At 62.7% G+C, this 15038-nt stretch carries 17 protein-coding genes; 6 read left to right on the top strand and 11 right to left on the bottom strand.

The annotated features are described in order from the left end of the window. Positions 1–9 precede the first annotated feature (9 nt). The 3 genes from IGS55_RS17235 to IGS55_RS17225 all read left to right on the top strand — a co-directional run bounded on the left by IGS55_RS17235 (position 10) and on the right by IGS55_RS17225 (position 3922). Entirely contained in the window at positions 10–618 is a 609-nt protein-coding gene (locus tag IGS55_RS17235) for a nucleotidyltransferase family protein (protein ID WP_230516623.1), read from the top strand. Between the two features lie 27 nt (positions 619–645). Then, positions 646–2532: a M61 family metallopeptidase gene (locus tag IGS55_RS17230; RefSeq protein ID WP_268991883.1), complete on the top strand. Its 1887-nt coding sequence runs from the start codon at positions 646–648 to the stop codon at positions 2530–2532. 172 nt (positions 2533–2704) lie between these two features. After that, a complete protein-coding gene (locus IGS55_RS17225; protein WP_230516622.1) occupies positions 2705–3922 on the top strand; it encodes a GGDEF domain-containing protein in 1218 nt (405 codons plus the stop codon). Here the strand turns inward: IGS55_RS17225 and IGS55_RS17220 are convergent. From IGS55_RS17220 to rpe, 7 genes are all read right to left on the bottom strand, one after another. Continuing rightward, entirely contained in the window at positions 3873–4346 is a 474-nt protein-coding gene (locus IGS55_RS17220) for a hypothetical protein (RefSeq protein WP_230516621.1), read from the bottom strand. The genes IGS55_RS17225 and IGS55_RS17220 overlap by 50 nt on opposite strands. A gap of 20 nt (positions 4347–4366) precedes the next feature. After that, positions 4367–5167, bottom strand: a complete 801-nt coding sequence (gene trpC, locus IGS55_RS17215) for an indole-3-glycerol phosphate synthase TrpC (RefSeq protein ID WP_230516620.1) — start codon at positions 5165–5167, stop codon at positions 4367–4369. 34 nt (positions 5168–5201) lie between these two features. Beyond that, entirely contained in the window at positions 5202–6245 is a 1044-nt protein-coding gene (gene trpD, locus IGS55_RS17210; RefSeq protein WP_034753540.1) for an anthranilate phosphoribosyltransferase, read from the bottom strand. 65 nt (positions 6246–6310) lie between these two features. Continuing rightward, a complete protein-coding gene (locus IGS55_RS17205; protein WP_092719017.1) occupies positions 6311–6874 on the bottom strand; it encodes an aminodeoxychorismate/anthranilate synthase component II in 564 nt (187 codons plus the stop codon). Position 6875: 1 nt separating this feature from the next. Further along, positions 6876–8372, bottom strand: coding sequence for an anthranilate synthase component I (trpE, locus tag IGS55_RS17200; RefSeq protein WP_230516619.1), 1497 nt, complete (start codon positions 8370–8372; stop codon positions 6876–6878). Positions 8373–8641: 269 nt separating this feature from the next. Next, the gene (locus tag IGS55_RS17195; RefSeq protein ID WP_230516618.1) at positions 8642–9346 is read right to left on the bottom strand and encodes a phosphoglycolate phosphatase; all 705 of its coding nucleotides are present in this window, start codon (positions 9344–9346) and stop codon (positions 8642–8644) included. Beyond that, the gene (gene rpe, locus IGS55_RS17190) at positions 9346–10020 is read right to left on the bottom strand and encodes a ribulose-phosphate 3-epimerase (RefSeq protein ID WP_034753544.1); all 675 of its coding nucleotides are present in this window, start codon (positions 10018–10020) and stop codon (positions 9346–9348) included. Before rpe ends, IGS55_RS17195 begins: the two co-directional genes overlap by 1 nt. A 164-nt stretch (positions 10021–10184) precedes the next feature. Between rpe and apaG the strand changes: the two genes are divergently transcribed. Next, on the top strand, positions 10185–10559 hold the full coding sequence (gene apaG / locus IGS55_RS17185; protein WP_034753698.1) for a Co2+/Mg2+ efflux protein ApaG: 375 nt from the start codon (positions 10185–10187) through the stop codon (positions 10557–10559). A 24-nt stretch (positions 10560–10583) separates the two neighbouring features. Here apaG and IGS55_RS17180 read toward each other — a convergent pair whose 3' ends face one another. Continuing rightward, entirely contained in the window at positions 10584–10730 is a 147-nt protein-coding gene (locus IGS55_RS17180; RefSeq protein WP_230516617.1) for a hypothetical protein, read from the bottom strand. A gap of 49 nt (positions 10731–10779) precedes the next feature. Here IGS55_RS17180 and mltA point away from each other — a divergent pair, with 49 nt between their 5' ends. Continuing rightward, positions 10780–12009 (top strand): murein transglycosylase A, encoded by a 1230-nt coding sequence (mltA, locus tag IGS55_RS17175; protein ID WP_230516616.1) that lies wholly within the window; start codon positions 10780–10782, stop codon positions 12007–12009. 34 nt (positions 12010–12043) lie between these two features. Here the strand turns inward: mltA and IGS55_RS17170 are convergent, their stop codons facing one another. Both IGS55_RS17170 and IGS55_RS17165 read right to left on the bottom strand, forming a co-directional pair. Then, a complete protein-coding gene (locus IGS55_RS17170) occupies positions 12044–12481 on the bottom strand; it encodes a universal stress protein (RefSeq protein WP_070312619.1) in 438 nt (145 codons plus the stop codon). A 137-nt stretch (positions 12482–12618) separates the two neighbouring features. Continuing rightward, the gene (locus IGS55_RS17165) at positions 12619–13920 is read right to left on the bottom strand and encodes an MFS transporter (RefSeq protein WP_230516615.1); all 1302 of its coding nucleotides are present in this window, start codon (positions 13918–13920) and stop codon (positions 12619–12621) included. 76 nt (positions 13921–13996) lie between these two features. Between IGS55_RS17165 and IGS55_RS17160 the strand changes: the two genes are divergently transcribed. Next, positions 13997–14773, top strand: a complete 777-nt coding sequence (locus tag IGS55_RS17160; RefSeq protein WP_092719025.1) for an enoyl-CoA hydratase — start codon at positions 13997–13999, stop codon at positions 14771–14773. Between the two features lie 33 nt (positions 14774–14806). On the opposite strand, the gene IGS55_RS17155 is transcribed toward IGS55_RS17160, so the two are convergent. Next, positions 14807–15038: hypothetical protein (locus IGS55_RS17155; protein WP_230537234.1), on the bottom strand; the 232-nt coding region annotated here is incomplete at its 5' end.

The following is a 15038-nucleotide window of genomic DNA, read 5'->3' as shown; positions in this document are numbered from 1 at the left end:
AGCGGTTTTTTGAGTACGGTCGGCATCTTGCTGGCAGCCGGAAGGGGACGCAGGTTCGACCCTTCCGGCGTACAGAACAAATTATTGCAGCCGCTGGCCGAAGGCCCGCACGCGGGCTTGCCGGTGGTGGTGGCGGCAGCAAAAGCCATGCTGGCCGCCTTGCCGCGCGTGCTGGCCGTGGTGCGTGCCGACGACACGCAGGTGGCGCGCGTGCTCGGCGCGCTGGGCTGCGAGGTACGCGTCTGCCATGACGCGGACACGGGCATGGCCGCGTCGCTGACCTGCGCCATCGATTACGTGCGCGGCGCGCCGGGCTGGCTGATCGCCCTGGGCGACATGCCTTTCGTGGAAGCGGCTACAATCGCCGCCTTGTCGCAAGCCATCGGCGATGGCGCGCGCATCGCCGTGCCCGTGTTCCAGGGACGGCGCGGCAATCCTGTCGCGTTCAGCGCTTTCCACTTGCCGCTGCTGCTGGCGCTCGATGGCGACCAGGGCGCGCGCAGCATCGTCAACAGCCATGCCGTATGCGAAGTGACAGTGGACGACGGCGGCATCTTGCGCGATATTGATACACCTGACGATTTGTCGCCGGTGCATGGCGCGCCCGGGCGATTGTAGAACATCCATGCCAGACACGAGGAAAACATGAAGAAAGCACCGATTAAAAAAATCACCGCAAAAGCCTCCGGCAATGCCACAAGCAAAGCCGTTGCGAAAACCAAGGCGAAAGCCGCACCGGCCGCCGGCATCATCTACAGCATCGCCGCAGCGGACCTGGCAGGCCACATGTTCATGGTGACGTTGACGGTCAAGTCGCCGGCCGCCATCGGCCAGGTCCTGTCCTTGCCGGCCTGGATCCCGGGCAGCTACATGATCCGCGAATTTTCGCGCAACATCGTCAGCATCCGCGCCGAGTCCGAGGGCAAGGCCGTGGCGCTGACCAAATTGGACAAGCACTCGTGGCAAGCCGCGCCGTGCAAGGGTCCGTTGACGGTCGAATACGACGTATATGCGTGGGATTTGTCCGTGCGCGCCGCCCACCTGGACCAGAATCACGGCTTCTTCAATGGCACCAGCGTGTTCCTGCGCGTGCTGGGCCAGGAATCCGACGCCCATGAAGTGCACATCGTGCAGCCCAAGGATGCCGCCTGCAAGACCTGGCGAGTGGCCACCACCCTGCCGGAACTCAAGGCCAAGCGCTATGGTTTCGGCAGCTACCAGGCCGCCAACTACGATGAATTGATCGACCACCCGGTGGAAATGGGCGACTTCGCGCTGGCCACCTTCTCCGCGCATGGCGTGCCGCACGATATCGTCGTCACGGGCAAGGTACCGAACCTGGACCTGGACCGTCTGTGCCGCGACCTGAAAGCCATCTGCGAAACGCAGATCGCCTTCTTCGAGCCGAAGACCAAAAAAGCGCCGATGGACCGCTATGTGTTCATGACCATGGCCGTCGGCGACGGTTACGGCGGCCTCGAACACCGCGCCTCGACGGCGCTGATCTGCGCGCGCGCCGACCTGCCGACGACGGCGTCAAACGGCACCGAGATCGGCGACGGCTACCTGAAATTCCTGGGCCTGTGCAGCCACGAGTACTTCCACACCTGGAACGTCAAGCGCATCAAGCCGGCCGCCTTTGCGCCGTACAACCTGCAGGCGGAAAGCTACTCGCCGCTGCTGTGGCTGTTCGAAGGCTTCACCAGCTATTACGATGACCTGATGCTGGTGCGCGCGGGCCTGATCGACGAGGCGGCCTATTTCAAATTGCTTGGAAAAACCGTCAACAGCGTCTTGCGCGGCAGCGGCCGCACCAAGCAAAGCGTGGCCGACTCCAGCTTCGACGCCTGGGGCAAGTACTACCGCCAGGATGAAAACGCGCCGAACGCCATCGTCAGCTACTACACCAAGGGTTCGTTGATCGCGCTGGCCTTCGACCTGACGATCCGCAGCAAGACGAACGGCGAAATGTCGCTGGACGACGTGATGCAGGCGCTGTGGCAGCGCTATGGCCGCGATTTCTACAAGGGTAAAGCGCGCGGCGTGACGCCGGCCGAAGTCGAAGCCCTGTTCGATGAAGTTTCCGGCACGCGCATGAAGCCGTTCTTCGAGCGCTACATCCGCGGCACGGACGACGTGCCGCTGGCGCGCCTGCTGGCGCCGTTCGGCGTGAAATACAGCGACGCGCGCAAGGCGGAAAAAGCCAGCCTGGACGTCAACCTGGGGCGCGACGGCAACGACGCCAAACTGGCGCAGGTGCACCAGGGCGGCGCCGCCCACGCAGCCGGCCTGTCGGCGGGCGACGTGCTGGTGGCCGTCGATGGCTTGCGCGTAACGGGCAACCCGGCGAACCTCGACACCTTGCTGGGCCGCTATGCCGTCGGTGCCAAAGTGACAGTGCACGCCTTCCGCCGTGACGAGCTGATGACGTTCGCGGCCGTGCTGCAGGGCGACCGCGTGCCCGGTGTCAGCTTGGCCCTGTTGCCGGCGCCAAAGAAAGCCACGGGGCCGAAGCGCCCTAGCGCTGTATAAGCTGTTCGTCATGCGGTAAGATAGAAAACCGGCCGTCACTGGCCGGTTTTCTATTTCAGGCTGCAATTTCTCAATGCCGCGTATCCGCCGGCATTGGCCTCTTGCCATCATTATTTACTGCATATGAACTAATTTTTCCTTAACTAAACTAAAATTGCCGAACTGATTCTTTTTGACCGCGCCCAACGTGCAAACCCTCGATCCTCGAACGATCATGCTGATGACGACCCTGATGTGCGGGGCGATGAGCATCGTCATGTTCTCGGTGTATCGCAGCTTCCGGCGCGAGGTGCAGGGCCTCGGACATTGGGCGGCCGGTTTGCTGCTGCTGGTGTGCGCGTCCCTGTTGTTCGGCACCCGCGAGGTGCTGCCGCCGGCATTGTCCATGATCGCGGCCAATGCGGCGTTGGTGGCCGGCATCGGCCTGTCGATGCTGGGCACGGAGAAATTCTTCGGCCTGGCGCCCAGCCGCCGCGCCTATCTGCTGATACTTGCCCTGGCCATCGCCGGCAATAGCTGGTGGCTGCTGGCGCGCCCCGATTTCTCGGTGCGCGTGGCGGTCTTTTCCTTGCTGGTCTTCCTGTTTTACGCGCGCCAGGTGCAGCTGGTGTGGCGCCATGGCGAGCGCCACTTTTCCAGTTTTTTCTTTGGCGGGCTGATGCTGATGCAAGCGGCCGTGGTGCTGGCGCGCGGCGTGTCGGCCTTGCTGCATGGCGGCGCCAGCGTGAACCTGATGGTGGCCGGCACGCCGGCCGGCATCTATCTGGCGGTCGCCAATTTCATGGCGCTGCTGCTGACGGTGGGCTTCATGACGGTGGCCACGCGGCGCCTGCAGCAGATACTGGAGCGCCGTTCGACCCACGATCCGCTGACGCAGGTGCTGAACCGGCGCGGCTTTGGCGACGCCTATGCGCGCGAGACAGGCAATCTGCGCCGCCGCCGTTTGCCGCTGACACTGCTCAGCATCGACCTCGATTACTTCAAATTGATCAATGACCGCTACGGTCACGCGGTGGGCGACCAGGTGCTGGCGCACGTGGCCGCCGTCATCGGCAGCGCCTTGCGCGAATCGGATTGCGTGGCGCGTTTCGGCGGCGAGGAGTTCGTCGTGCTGATGCCGGACATGCCGGCGCATAACGCGCTGGGCGTGGCCGAACGCATCCGCGCCTTGCTGCACGAGCCCGGTCATGCGGGGCTGCCACCGTGTACGGTCAGCATCGGCGTCGCTTGCCAGGCATCGGTGATGGAGGGGCTGGAACAGCTGCTGTCGCGCGCCGATGCGGCCCTGTACCTGGCCAAGGAGCGGGGACGCGACCGCATCGAACTCGATGCTTGCGCGGTTACTGAGGGCCGGACAATGTCCGCAGCTGGAAGCGGTACTGGCCGTTGAAGACGTTGAAGAGGAAGGTTTCGGAGAAATCGAAGCTCCGGGCGTGGCGGCGCATCAGGTGTCCCGCCGGAGGAAAGTAGGCCGGCATGCGCCGCACGGCGGCCAGCGCGGCGGCCGATGCTTCGCCGTCGCGCGAACGATGCACGTGCACGCTTTTCAGCTCGCCGTCCGGGCCCACGCTCAGGTCGAGCACGACGATGGCCGGCAGCATGGGCGGCAGGCGCCCGCTGAACGTATATTCTGCGTTGGCGGCCATGATCTGCTGCGCCACCAGCGATTTGTAGGCATCGATGCTGGCGGCGAGCTGTATCGCGGCCGGCGTGCGAGGGGGCGTGGACGTGGGTGCGTTCACCGCTGGTGGCGGCGTACTTTGGCAGGCTGCCAGCAGGCTGGCGACGGCAAGGATGGTGATCGCGTGTCTCATGGCTGCCAGCCTACCATGGTTTAACTGAACAGGCGTTCCAGTTCCACGCCGGGGTCTGGCGCGCGCATGAACGCTTCGCCCACGAGGAAGCTGTGGATGTGCGCATCGCGCATGCGCTGCACGTCGGCCGTGCTGTGGATGCCCGATTCCGTGATGATCAATTTGTCTTGCGGGATGCGCGGCAGCAGGCCGAGTGTCGTTTCCAGCGACGTCTCGAACGTGCGCAGGTTGCGGTTGTTGATGCCGATCAGCGCGCTCTTGAGCTTGAGCGCCGCCGTCAGTTCTTCGCCGTCGTGGCTTTCGATCAGCACGCCCATGCCCAGTTCGTGGGCGCACGCCTCCATCTCCGCCATCAGGCCATGGTCGAGCGCCGCGACGATCAGGAGGATGCAGTCGGCGCCCATGGCCCGCGCTTCATAGATCTGGTACATGTCGACCATGAAATCCTTGCGCAGCACGGGGATGGCGCAGGCGGCACGCGCCTGCTGCAGATACTCCACGCTGCCCTGGAAGAACTGCTCGTCGGTCAGCACGGACAGGCAAGCCGCGCCGTGCTGGGCATAGCTGGCGGCGATGTCGGCAGGGCGGAAGTCGGCGCGGATCACGCCTTTCGACGGCGATGCCTTTTTCACTTCGGCGATGATGCCGGGCTTGCCGGCGGCGATGTGCTGGCGCAGGCTGGCTTCGAAGCCGCGCAGGCCGGCGCGCAGTTCGCTGTCGCTTTCCACGTCGCCGCGCAGGCTGGCCAGGCTGCGGCGGGCTTTGGCCTTGGCCACTTCATCGGCTTTTACGGCCAGGATTTTATCGAGTATGTCGGACATGATGGTCGCTATTCTATAAAGGAGGGCGGAGGACTTACGCTTGCGCCGGGGTGCCAAGCTGCTGCGTCACCTGCACGAATTGGTCGAGTTTCGCCAGCGCGGCGCCCGAGCTGACGGCGGTGCGCGCGCGCGCCAGGCCGTCTTCGATCGAGCTGGCCACGCCGGCCGCATACAGCGCCGTGCCCGCGTTCAGGGCGACGATGTCGGCAGCGGCACCAGGCTCGCCGCGCAGCGCTTCCATCATCTTCGCTTTCGATTCGGTGGAATCGGCCACTTTCAGGTTGCGGCTGGCGATCATCGACATGCCGAAGTCTTCCGGATGGATTTCATATTCGCGGATTTCGCCGTTGACCAGCTCGCCCACGAGGGTAGAGGCGCCGAGCGACACTTCATCCATATTGTCGCGGCCATACACGACGATCGCATGCTGCGCGCCCAGGCGCTGCAGCACGCGCACCTGGATGCCGACCAGATCGGCGTGGAACACGCCCATCAAGATGTTCGGCGCGCCGGCCGGATTCGTCAGCGGCCCCAGGATATTGAAAATCGTGCGCACTCCCAGCTCCTTGCGCACGGGCGCCGCATGCTTCATGGCCGCATGGTGGTTCGGCGCGTACATGAAACCGATGCCCGTTTGCGCGATCGACTGGGCGATCTGCTCGGGCTGCAGGTTGATGTTGACGCCCAAGGAATCGAGCACGTCGGCGCTGCCGGACGAGGACGACACGCTGCGCCCGCCATGCTTGGCCACGCGCGCGCCGGCCGCCGCCGCCACGAACATCGAGGCGGTGGAAATGTTGAATGTGTGCGCGCCGTCGCCGCCCGTGCCGACGATGTCGAGCAGGTTGGTGGTGTCGGCCATGGGCACCTTGGTGGAAAACTCGCGCATCACTTGCGCGGCGGCGGCGATTTCGCCGATGGTTTCCTTTTTCACGCGCAAGCCCATGGTGAGGGCCGCGATCATGGTGGGCGACATTTCGCCGGACATGATCTGGCGGAACAGGTACAGCATTTCGTCGTGAAAGATCTCGCGGTGTTCGATGCAGCGCAGCAGGGCTTCTTGTGGTGTGATCGGCATGATGCTTCCTTCTTCAATGATGGCGCAGGAGGACACTGATGGCACGCCGGAGCGTGCGCATGGGATCAGCGCTCGAGAAAATTCTTCAGCAGGGCGTGGCCGTGTTCCGAGAGGATCGATTCGGGGTGGAACTGCACCCCCTCGATATCGTATTCCCGGTGGCGCACGCCCATGATTTCGCCGTCGTCCGTCCACGCCGTCACTTCCAGGCAGGAAGGCAGCGAGGCGCGTTCGATCGCCAAAGAGTGGTAGCGGATCACTGTGAAGGGGCTGGGCAAGCCTTTGAAAACGCCCACGCCCGTATGCGCGATGAGGGAAGTCTTGCCATGCATGACTTGCTTGGCGCGGATGACCTTGCCGCCAAACGCTTCGCCGATGGCCTGGTGGCCCAGGCACACGCCCAGTATCGGCTTCTTGCCGGCGAAGTGCTTGAGCACTTCCACCGAGATGCCCGCCTGCGCTGGCGCTTTCGGGCCGGGCGAGATGCAGATGCGGTCCGGGTTCAGCGCCTCGATCTGTTCGATCGTGATTTCATCGTTGCGGTAGACCCGCACGTCTTCGCCCAGCTCGCCAAAATACTGCACGATGTTGTAGGTGAAGGAGTCGTAATTGTCGATCATGAGCAGCATCTTAAAACCCTCCATCCAGGCCATCTTGCACTTGTTCGGCGGCGCGCAGTACGGCGCGCGCCTTGTTTTCCGTTTCCTGCCATTCCATTTCGGGAATGGAGTCGGCGACGATGCCGGCCGCGGCCTGCACGTACAGCATGCCGTCCTTGACCACGCCCGTGCGGATCGCAATCGCCACGTCCATTTCGCCGCCAAACGACAGGTAGCCGCAGGCGCCGCCGTAGATGCCGCGCTTGGTGATTTCCAGTTCGTCGATCACTTCCATGGCGCGCACTTTCGGCGCGCCCGTCAGGGTGCCGGCGGGGAAGGTCGCGCGCAGCACGTCGAGGTTCGACAAGCCTTTCTTCAAGGTGCCTTCCACGTTCGAGACGATGTGCTGCACGTGCGAGTATTTTTCGATGACCATGCGGTCGGTGACGTGCACGCTGCCCGTCTCCGCAATGCGGCCGATGTCGTTGCGCGCCAGGTCGATCAGCATCACGTGCTCGGCGATCTCTTTCGGATCGGCCAGCAGCTCGGCCGACAGCTCGGCGTCGCGCTCCGGCGTGGCGCCGCGCGGACGCGTGCCGGCGATGGGGCGCAGGGTGACTTTCTTGCCGCCATCGGCCGTGCTTTCGTTGCGCACCAAAATCTCGGGCGAGGCGCCGATGATCTGCATGTCGCCGAAATTATAGAAGTACATATACGGCGACGGGTTCAGCGAACGCAGGGCGCGGTACAAAGTCAGCGGCGAATCGACATAGGGTTTACGGATGCGCTGGCCGATCTGCACCTGCATCAGGTCGCCCGCCATCACGTATTCATGCGCCTTGGCGACGGCCTTCAGGTAGTCTTCCTTGGAAAAGTCGCGGATGGTTTCCGTGCGCACGGAAGCGCTGGTGACGGGCGCATCGACACCGCGGCGCAGCATCATGCGCAAATCCTTCAGGCGCTGCTGCGCTTTCGAAAACGACTCGGCTTGCGCCGTGTCGGCGTAGACGATCAGGTAGAGCTTGCCGGACAGGTTGTCGATGACGGCCAGTTCTTCCGTCACCATCAGCTGGATGTCGGGCAGCTTCAAGTCATCTTTCGGCGCGCCGCCGGCCAGTTTTTTCTCGATGTGGCGCACGGTGTCGTAGCCGAAGTAGCCGGCCAGGCCGCCGCAGAAGCGCGGCATGCCGGGGCGCAGGGCGACCTTGAAGCGCGACTGGTACTGTTCGATGAAGTCGAGCGGATTGCCTTCGTGCTCTTCGATCACGACGCCGTTCTTGACGATTTCGGTGCGCTTGCCATGGCTGCGCAACACGGTCGTGGCGGGCAAGCCGATGAAGGAATAGCGGCCGAAGCGTTCGCCGCCGACGACGGATTCAAGCAAAAAGGTGTTCTTGCCGCCTTGTTGGGCCTGTGCCAGTTTCAGGTACAGGGTGAGCGGCGTTTCCAGGTCGGCGAACGCTTCCGCGATCAGGGGGATGCGGTTGTAGCCTTGCTGGGCCAGCGATTTGAATTCGAGTTCGGTCATGTTTCTCTCCATGCCGTCAGGGTATGAGTGTGCATAGTGCACAAACCCTGCGGTGGGTTATCAAAAAACTTGCCGGGGCACGCAACATGCGCAATATGCGCAAACTATACGGGTGCAGCCGGCAGCAATCGTAACGGCTCGGCCCTTAAGCCTGCCAGGATTGCCAGCGTCGCCAAAGCCAGGCCTCAATCGAGCCGGTTTGGGTGACATTGTGTTTTTTGATGAGAAACGTGTTCACGATATGGTGGTGGGTTTGGTCAGTATGCCGGTTAATTTTGCATGCTAATAAAACGGGCTGCTTCGAGCAGTGTCTTTACTATACCATCGGAATCGGTATCGTGTATAGAGTGTCCGTGATTGTAGCCATACGGTACGGTCAATACGGGGCAAGCCGCAGCCCTGGCCGCTTGCGCGTCATTCGAGGAGTCGCCGATGGCCACCACTTTGGCGGGCGTCAGGTCGAAGTCCGCACACACTTGCAGCAGCGGCATCGGGTCCGGCTTCTTCCTCGGCAGCGAATCGCCGCCGTAGACGATCTCGAAATACTGGTCGAGGTTTTTCAGTTTCAGCAGGGGCAGGGCGAAGGCGATCGGCTTGTTGGTGACGCACGCCAGGCGCAGGCCCGCCGCCTTCATCGCCGCCAGCCCCGCTTCCACATCCGGGTACAGGGTGCTGAACTGGCCGTTGATGGCCAGGTAGTGGCGCTGGTAGCCGTCCATCGCCTGCTCGAAACGCTGTTCCACGCCGGCCGCATCGAAGTCGAGCGCCAGCACGGTGCGGATCAGGTTTTCCGAGCCCTTGCCGACCATCAGCTGGATGGCATCGGCGCTGATGGGCGCCAGGTCCAGTTCGGCGCGCATGCCGTTGATGGCGACATGAAAATCGGGCACGGTGTCGAGCATCGTGCCATCGAGGTCGATGATGGCGGCGCGCACGCCGGCCAGTACGTGGTCTTTCACCGTGCCCGCTTGCATCAGGCGCCCTTGACGGCTGCCAGCTCGGCGCGCATGGCGTCGATGACGGCTTTGTAGTCTGGCTTGCCGAAGATGGCCGAGCCGGCGACGAAGGTGTCGGCGCCGGCAGCGGCGGCGGCGGCGATGTTGTCGATCTTGATGCCGCCATCGACTTCCAGCATGATGTCACGGCCCGATTCGTCGATCATGCGGCGCGCTTCGGCGATTTTCTTCAGCGCCTGCGGGATGAAGGACTGGCCGCCGAAGCCTGGATTGACGGACATGATCAGGATGATGTCGATCTTGTCCATCACGTGTTCCAGGTAGTGCAGCGGCGTGCCCGGGTTGAACACCAGGCCCGATTTGCAGCCATTGTCGCGGATCAGTTGCAAGGAGCGGTCGACGTGATCCGACGCTTCAGGGTGAAAGGTGATGATGTTCGCGCCAGCCTTGGCGAAATCCGGGATAATGCGATCGACAGGCTTGACCATCAGGTGCACGTCGATGGGCACTTGCACGTGCGGGCGGATCGCTTCGCACACCAGCGGGCCGATGGTCAGGTTCGGCACATAATGGTTATCCATCACGTCGAAGTGGATGATGTCGGCGCCGGCGGTAACGACGTTGCGCACTTCCTCGCCCAGGCGGGCAAAGTCGGCGGACAGGATGCTGGGAGCGATACGGAATGTAGTCATGGTGGAGTAGCTAAAGGATAGAAAATGCGAAGATGCGCTATTTTACGCTTGACGCCGCTGCCATGCCTCATTGAAGCACGATGAAACACAGAATACACGGCGCGCCGTGGCCTATGCGGCACACGCGCCGCCATAATGACTGCAATGTCTGAATAGGAATGACGATGGCGACTTATGAATTTACGGTAACGGTCAAGACGCAATACCTGCCCGAGCAATCGGCACCGGACCAGGGGCGGCACGTGTTCAGCTACACGATCCGCGTCGTCAACACGGGCACGGCTGGCGCGCAACTGATTTCGCGCCACTGGGTCATCACGGATGCGAACAATAAGGTGGAAGAGGTGCGCGGCCTGGGCGCCGTCGGCCACCAGCCGCTGCTGCAGCCGGGCGAACAGTTCGAATACACGAGCGGCACCATGCTGGGCACGCCGCAAGGCTCGATGCACGGCGAGTATTTCTGCGTGGCCGAAGATGGCCATCAGTTTGAAGCGCCGATTCCCGAGTTCGTGCTATCGGTGCCACGCACCCTGCATTGACGCAACGCCGGGGGCTTGCGCCCCTTACTTCAGTTTTTCGGCGCTGTCCTGTTCTTCGCCGAGCTGCTTGCGCGCCGGTGGGACGGGTTTTTTACCCGAATACATGGTCCACCAGACTATAAATGCCAGCAAGAAGAACGCCACCAGCGCCTCTATCATCAAGATCCACATACGCACCCCTATGTTATTTACCCGCAGCTTAGTATTTACCCGCCGTCTGTTGACACGCGGTAGTCTACCCGTTTCAATCGGCGCCGTCGCGCTCGCGCTGTCCGCCTGTACCACGCCGCCCACGCCACCGGCCGCCGCCGGCGGCAAGGCGCCGCCCATCGCGCCGACCGTCGTCAAGCCGGTTCCGGCCAAGCCGGCCGACGCCAAGGATGCCGCGGATGTCGCGACGCCCACCTTCGTGCCCGCCAAGTTTGCCGCCTTGCCTGGCTGGGCCCGCGACGACATGCGCGCCGCCTGGCCAGCGTTCATGGCGTCGTGCGGCGTGCTGGTCAAACGTCCGGACTGGAAGGAATCGTGCACGATCGCGCGCCAGGTGAATGCCGACAGCGACAAGGCCATCCGTCTGTTCTTCGAGACCTTCTTTGTGCCGAATCAAGTGATCACCGCCGATGGCGCCAGCACTGGCCTCGTCACCGGCTATTACGAGCCGCTGCTGCACGGCGCGCGCAAGCGGGGCGGCCCCTATCAGACACCGCTGTACAAGGTGCCCGACGACCTCGTCTCGGTGGATTTGTCCGGCGTGTATCCGGAACTGAAAAACATGCGCTTGCGGGGCAAGCTGGTCGGCAAGAAGGTGGTGCCGTACGCGACCCGCGCCGACATCGAGCGCGCCACGTCCGTCACGGGCAAGGAATTGCTGTGGGTGGATGATGAAGTCGAGGCCTTCTTCCTGCAGGTGCAGGGCTCAGGCCGCGTGCAGCTGACCGATACGCAGGAAACCGTGCGCGTGGCGTACGCGGACCAGAATGGTCATCCGTATAAATCGATCGGCCGCTACCTGGTCGACAAGGGCGAGCTGACCTTGAGCCAGGCCTCCGCGCAGGGCATCAAGGCGTGGATCGCCGGCCACCCGACGCGCAAGGATGAATTGTTCAACGCCAATCCCAGCTATGTCTTCTTCAAGGAAGAGCGTTTGCCCGATCCGAAAGTGGGGCCGAAGGGCGCGCTGGGCGTGCCGCTGACGCCGCAGCGCTCGGTGGCCATCGATTCGCGCTTCCTGCCGCTGGGGGCGCCCGTGTTCCTGTCTACCACGCAAGCCAATAGCGAGATTCCCATGCAGCGCCTGGTGATGGCGCAGGATACGGGCGGCGCCATTCGCGGGCCGATCCGTGTCGATTACTTCTTTGGTTTTGGCGCGGAAGCGGCCGAGAATGCGGGCCGCATGAAGCAGAGCGGCGCCGTGTGGGTGTTGTTGCCGAAGCAGGCGCCGGCGCGCTGAGTTTCTCGCGGCGCCGGGCGGTTCGTGGTGTGACTTAGCGCAAGACCATCACTGGCAAGTGAGTGTGCGCCAGCACTTTTTGCGTTTCGCTGCCCACGAACAGCTTGTTCAAACCCTTGCGGCCGTGCGAGGCCATCAGGATGATGTCGCAATGGTAGGTTTGCGCCGCATTGACGATTTCATCGTGCGGGCTCGGCGACACGGCGACCACGCCTTCGAAAGGCACGCCGGCGGCACGCGCCGCTGCGCCGATCTTGTCGATAGCGCGTTGCGACGCTTCCTGCATCTGCTGTTCATACAGGCTGGCGTCGAGCACGATGCCGCCGTCCGCCATCGGCGAGAACGGAAACGGCTGCACCACGCTGATGGCAACCAGCTTGGCCTTGTTCAATTGGGCGAAGGCGAGGGCGGTCTCGGCGGCTTTGTCGGACAGCGGCGAGCCGTCGGTGGGAAATAAGATGGTGTTAAACATAGCGTGCTCCTCAAATGATGTAAGACAGCTTATGGATTTACATCAATTAAAACCTTGATATAAATCAAACCTCACAAGCTTTGGCGTGAATAGTGTCGCCAAGGCAATCTTTTGCCAGTGTATTCCCGTTCACCGCTTCAGGTGCGCACGCTACGCAGCGGCGTGCCCCACACCATGGCCACCGTCAACACGATGCTGCCGGCCGCGATGCAGGCCAGGCTATTGCGCACGCCAAAATGTTCCGCTATCCAGCCGGCGGCCAGCGCACCCAGCGGCGCCGTGGCCACCGTCAGGAAGCGCATGGTCGACGTCATGCGGCCCAGCATGGGGTCGGGTGTGACTTTCTGGCGCAAGCCCAGGTAGGGAATAAAGAACAGCATCACGCCGCAATCGAAAAAGAACATCAAGATGGCATAGGCCACGGCGCTGGCGGCCGCGCTGCCGAACAGCGCGGCGGGTATCGTGGGTGTCAGGGCAAAACAGAGCGAAGTCGATGCCAGGCCGATCAGGATGGTGCGGCCGGCGCCGTGGCGCTTCGTCAAGGGTTTGACGATGAAGGCGCTGAGCAGGACGCCGGCGCCGCCGAGCATCTGCGTCATGCCCAGCACGCCCGGGCTCATGCCCAGGTCGCGTGTGGCGAACAGCACCGTCAAGGCTATGCTGGCGTAAAACAGGAAGTGCCAGATGCCGGCGCCCCAGGCCAGCGCGCGCAGCAGCGGTTCGCGCCAGACGAACAGCAAGCCGTCGGCGATGTCGCGCAAGGCGTGCTTGTCGGAGGGGGCTGGCCGAGGGTCGCGCACGCTCATGGCGCGCAAATTGCAAACCGAAATCAGATAGCCGCACGCCGTGCACAGGATGGCGACGGGCGCCGACAGTACTTGCACGAGTACGCCGGCCAGGCCGGGACCGATCAGGCGCGAAGCCGATTCGGTGGCGGCAAATTTCGACTGCGCATCGATCAAGCCATCGCGGCCCACGAGGAAAGTCAGAAACACCTGCTCTGCGCCGCCCCCGACGACGAAGCCCGTGCCGATGATGAAGCCCACTATATATAACCATGGCATCGACAGCACGCCGCACCAGTAAGCTACGGCGACGCTGGCCAGGGCCAGGCCCGACATGCTTTCGCTGAACAGCATGATCGGGTGCTTGCTGCGCCGGTCCAGCAGCACGCCGACGGGCAAGCCGAAGAGGGCGAACGGCAGCGCCTGCAGCGCAACCAGCACGCCCATCTGTTCCGGCGTCGCATGCAACAAGAGCACCGCGCACAGGGGCAGGGCCAGCGAGGTGATCTGGGCGCCGAAGCAATTGAGGCCATTGCTGAACCACAGGCGGCGGAAATTGACGCTGGCGGCGCTGCCGTCGCCGCGCAGGTAGTGGGCGCAATACTGGAAGAGGGAAGAGAAAATATGCTGCTCGATAAAAAAGATCGGGCTCACAATAATAGCAGCGCACCTGCCGCGCCGCTGCCGTTAGCCGCTACAATCGTTGCACCGTTCATCGAGAGGAGACACTATGCAATACGAAGACCTGATTATCGATATCCAGGACAAAGTGGCGGTCATCCGCCTGAACCGCCCCAAGGCGCTCAATGCCTTGAATGAGAACATGATGAATGAGCTGGGCGACGCCTTGCTGAAGTTCGACGCTGACGACAATATCGGCTGCATCGTCCTCACGGGCAGCGAAAAAGCATTTGCCGCCGGCGCCGATATCGCCGCCATGGCCGATTACACCTACCCGGATACCTATACCCAGGGCTACATCAGCCGCAACTGGGAGCATATCTTGCGCGTGCGCAAACCGGTGGTGGGTGCGGTGGCGGGCTATGCGCTCGGTGGAGGCTGCGAACTGGCCATGATGTGCGATTTCCTGATCGCCGCCGACAGCGCCAAATTCGGCCAGCCGGAAATCAAGGTCGGCGTCACGCCGGGCGCGGGCGGCACGCAGCGTTTGCCGCGCGCCATCGGCAAGGCCAAGGCCATGGATCTGTTGCTGACGGCGCGCACCATCGATGCCGCCGAGGCGGAACGCATCGGCCTCGTGTCGCGCGTGGTGCCGGCTGACAAATTGCTGGAAGAAACCCTGGCCGCCGCCAAGACCATCGCCGCCATGCCGACCTCGGTTGCAATGATGATCAAGGATTGCGTCAACCGCGCCTTTGAAACCACGTTGACCGATGGTGTCGCCTACGAGCGCCGCTTGTTCCAGGCCGCCTTCGGTACGCCTGCGCAAAAAGAAGGCATGCACGCTTTCCTTGAAAAGCGCTTGCCAAACTTCGACGGTCTTTGATATGATTCGCCTCCCCGATGAGACGCAGTGGTTTTAGCGAAACAGAGGGAGCCGGATGCAGTAGCAAACGGCAAAAAAAGAAGGTTGACGAATTAGCCGAAACGCTGCATACTCTTCCTTCTTCGCAGCTGACAAACACAACGCTTTGTCGATAGCGCGAGAGTGGCAAATAAGCAGTACCGAATACCGTTCTTTAACAATTAACAGTCGATAAGTGTGGGCATTTGATGTAAGTGCAGCAGTGATCTTCGGATCGCTGTAAAAC

The sequence above is a fragment of the Janthinobacterium sp. EB271-G4-3-2 genome, from assembly GCF_020858035.1.
Taxonomy (GTDB): Bacteria; Pseudomonadota; Gammaproteobacteria; order Burkholderiales; family Burkholderiaceae_D; genus Janthinobacterium; species Janthinobacterium aestuarii.
The sequence above is the reverse complement of the archived record's forward strand: the minus strand, read 5'-3'. Positions and strand labels throughout refer to the sequence as shown.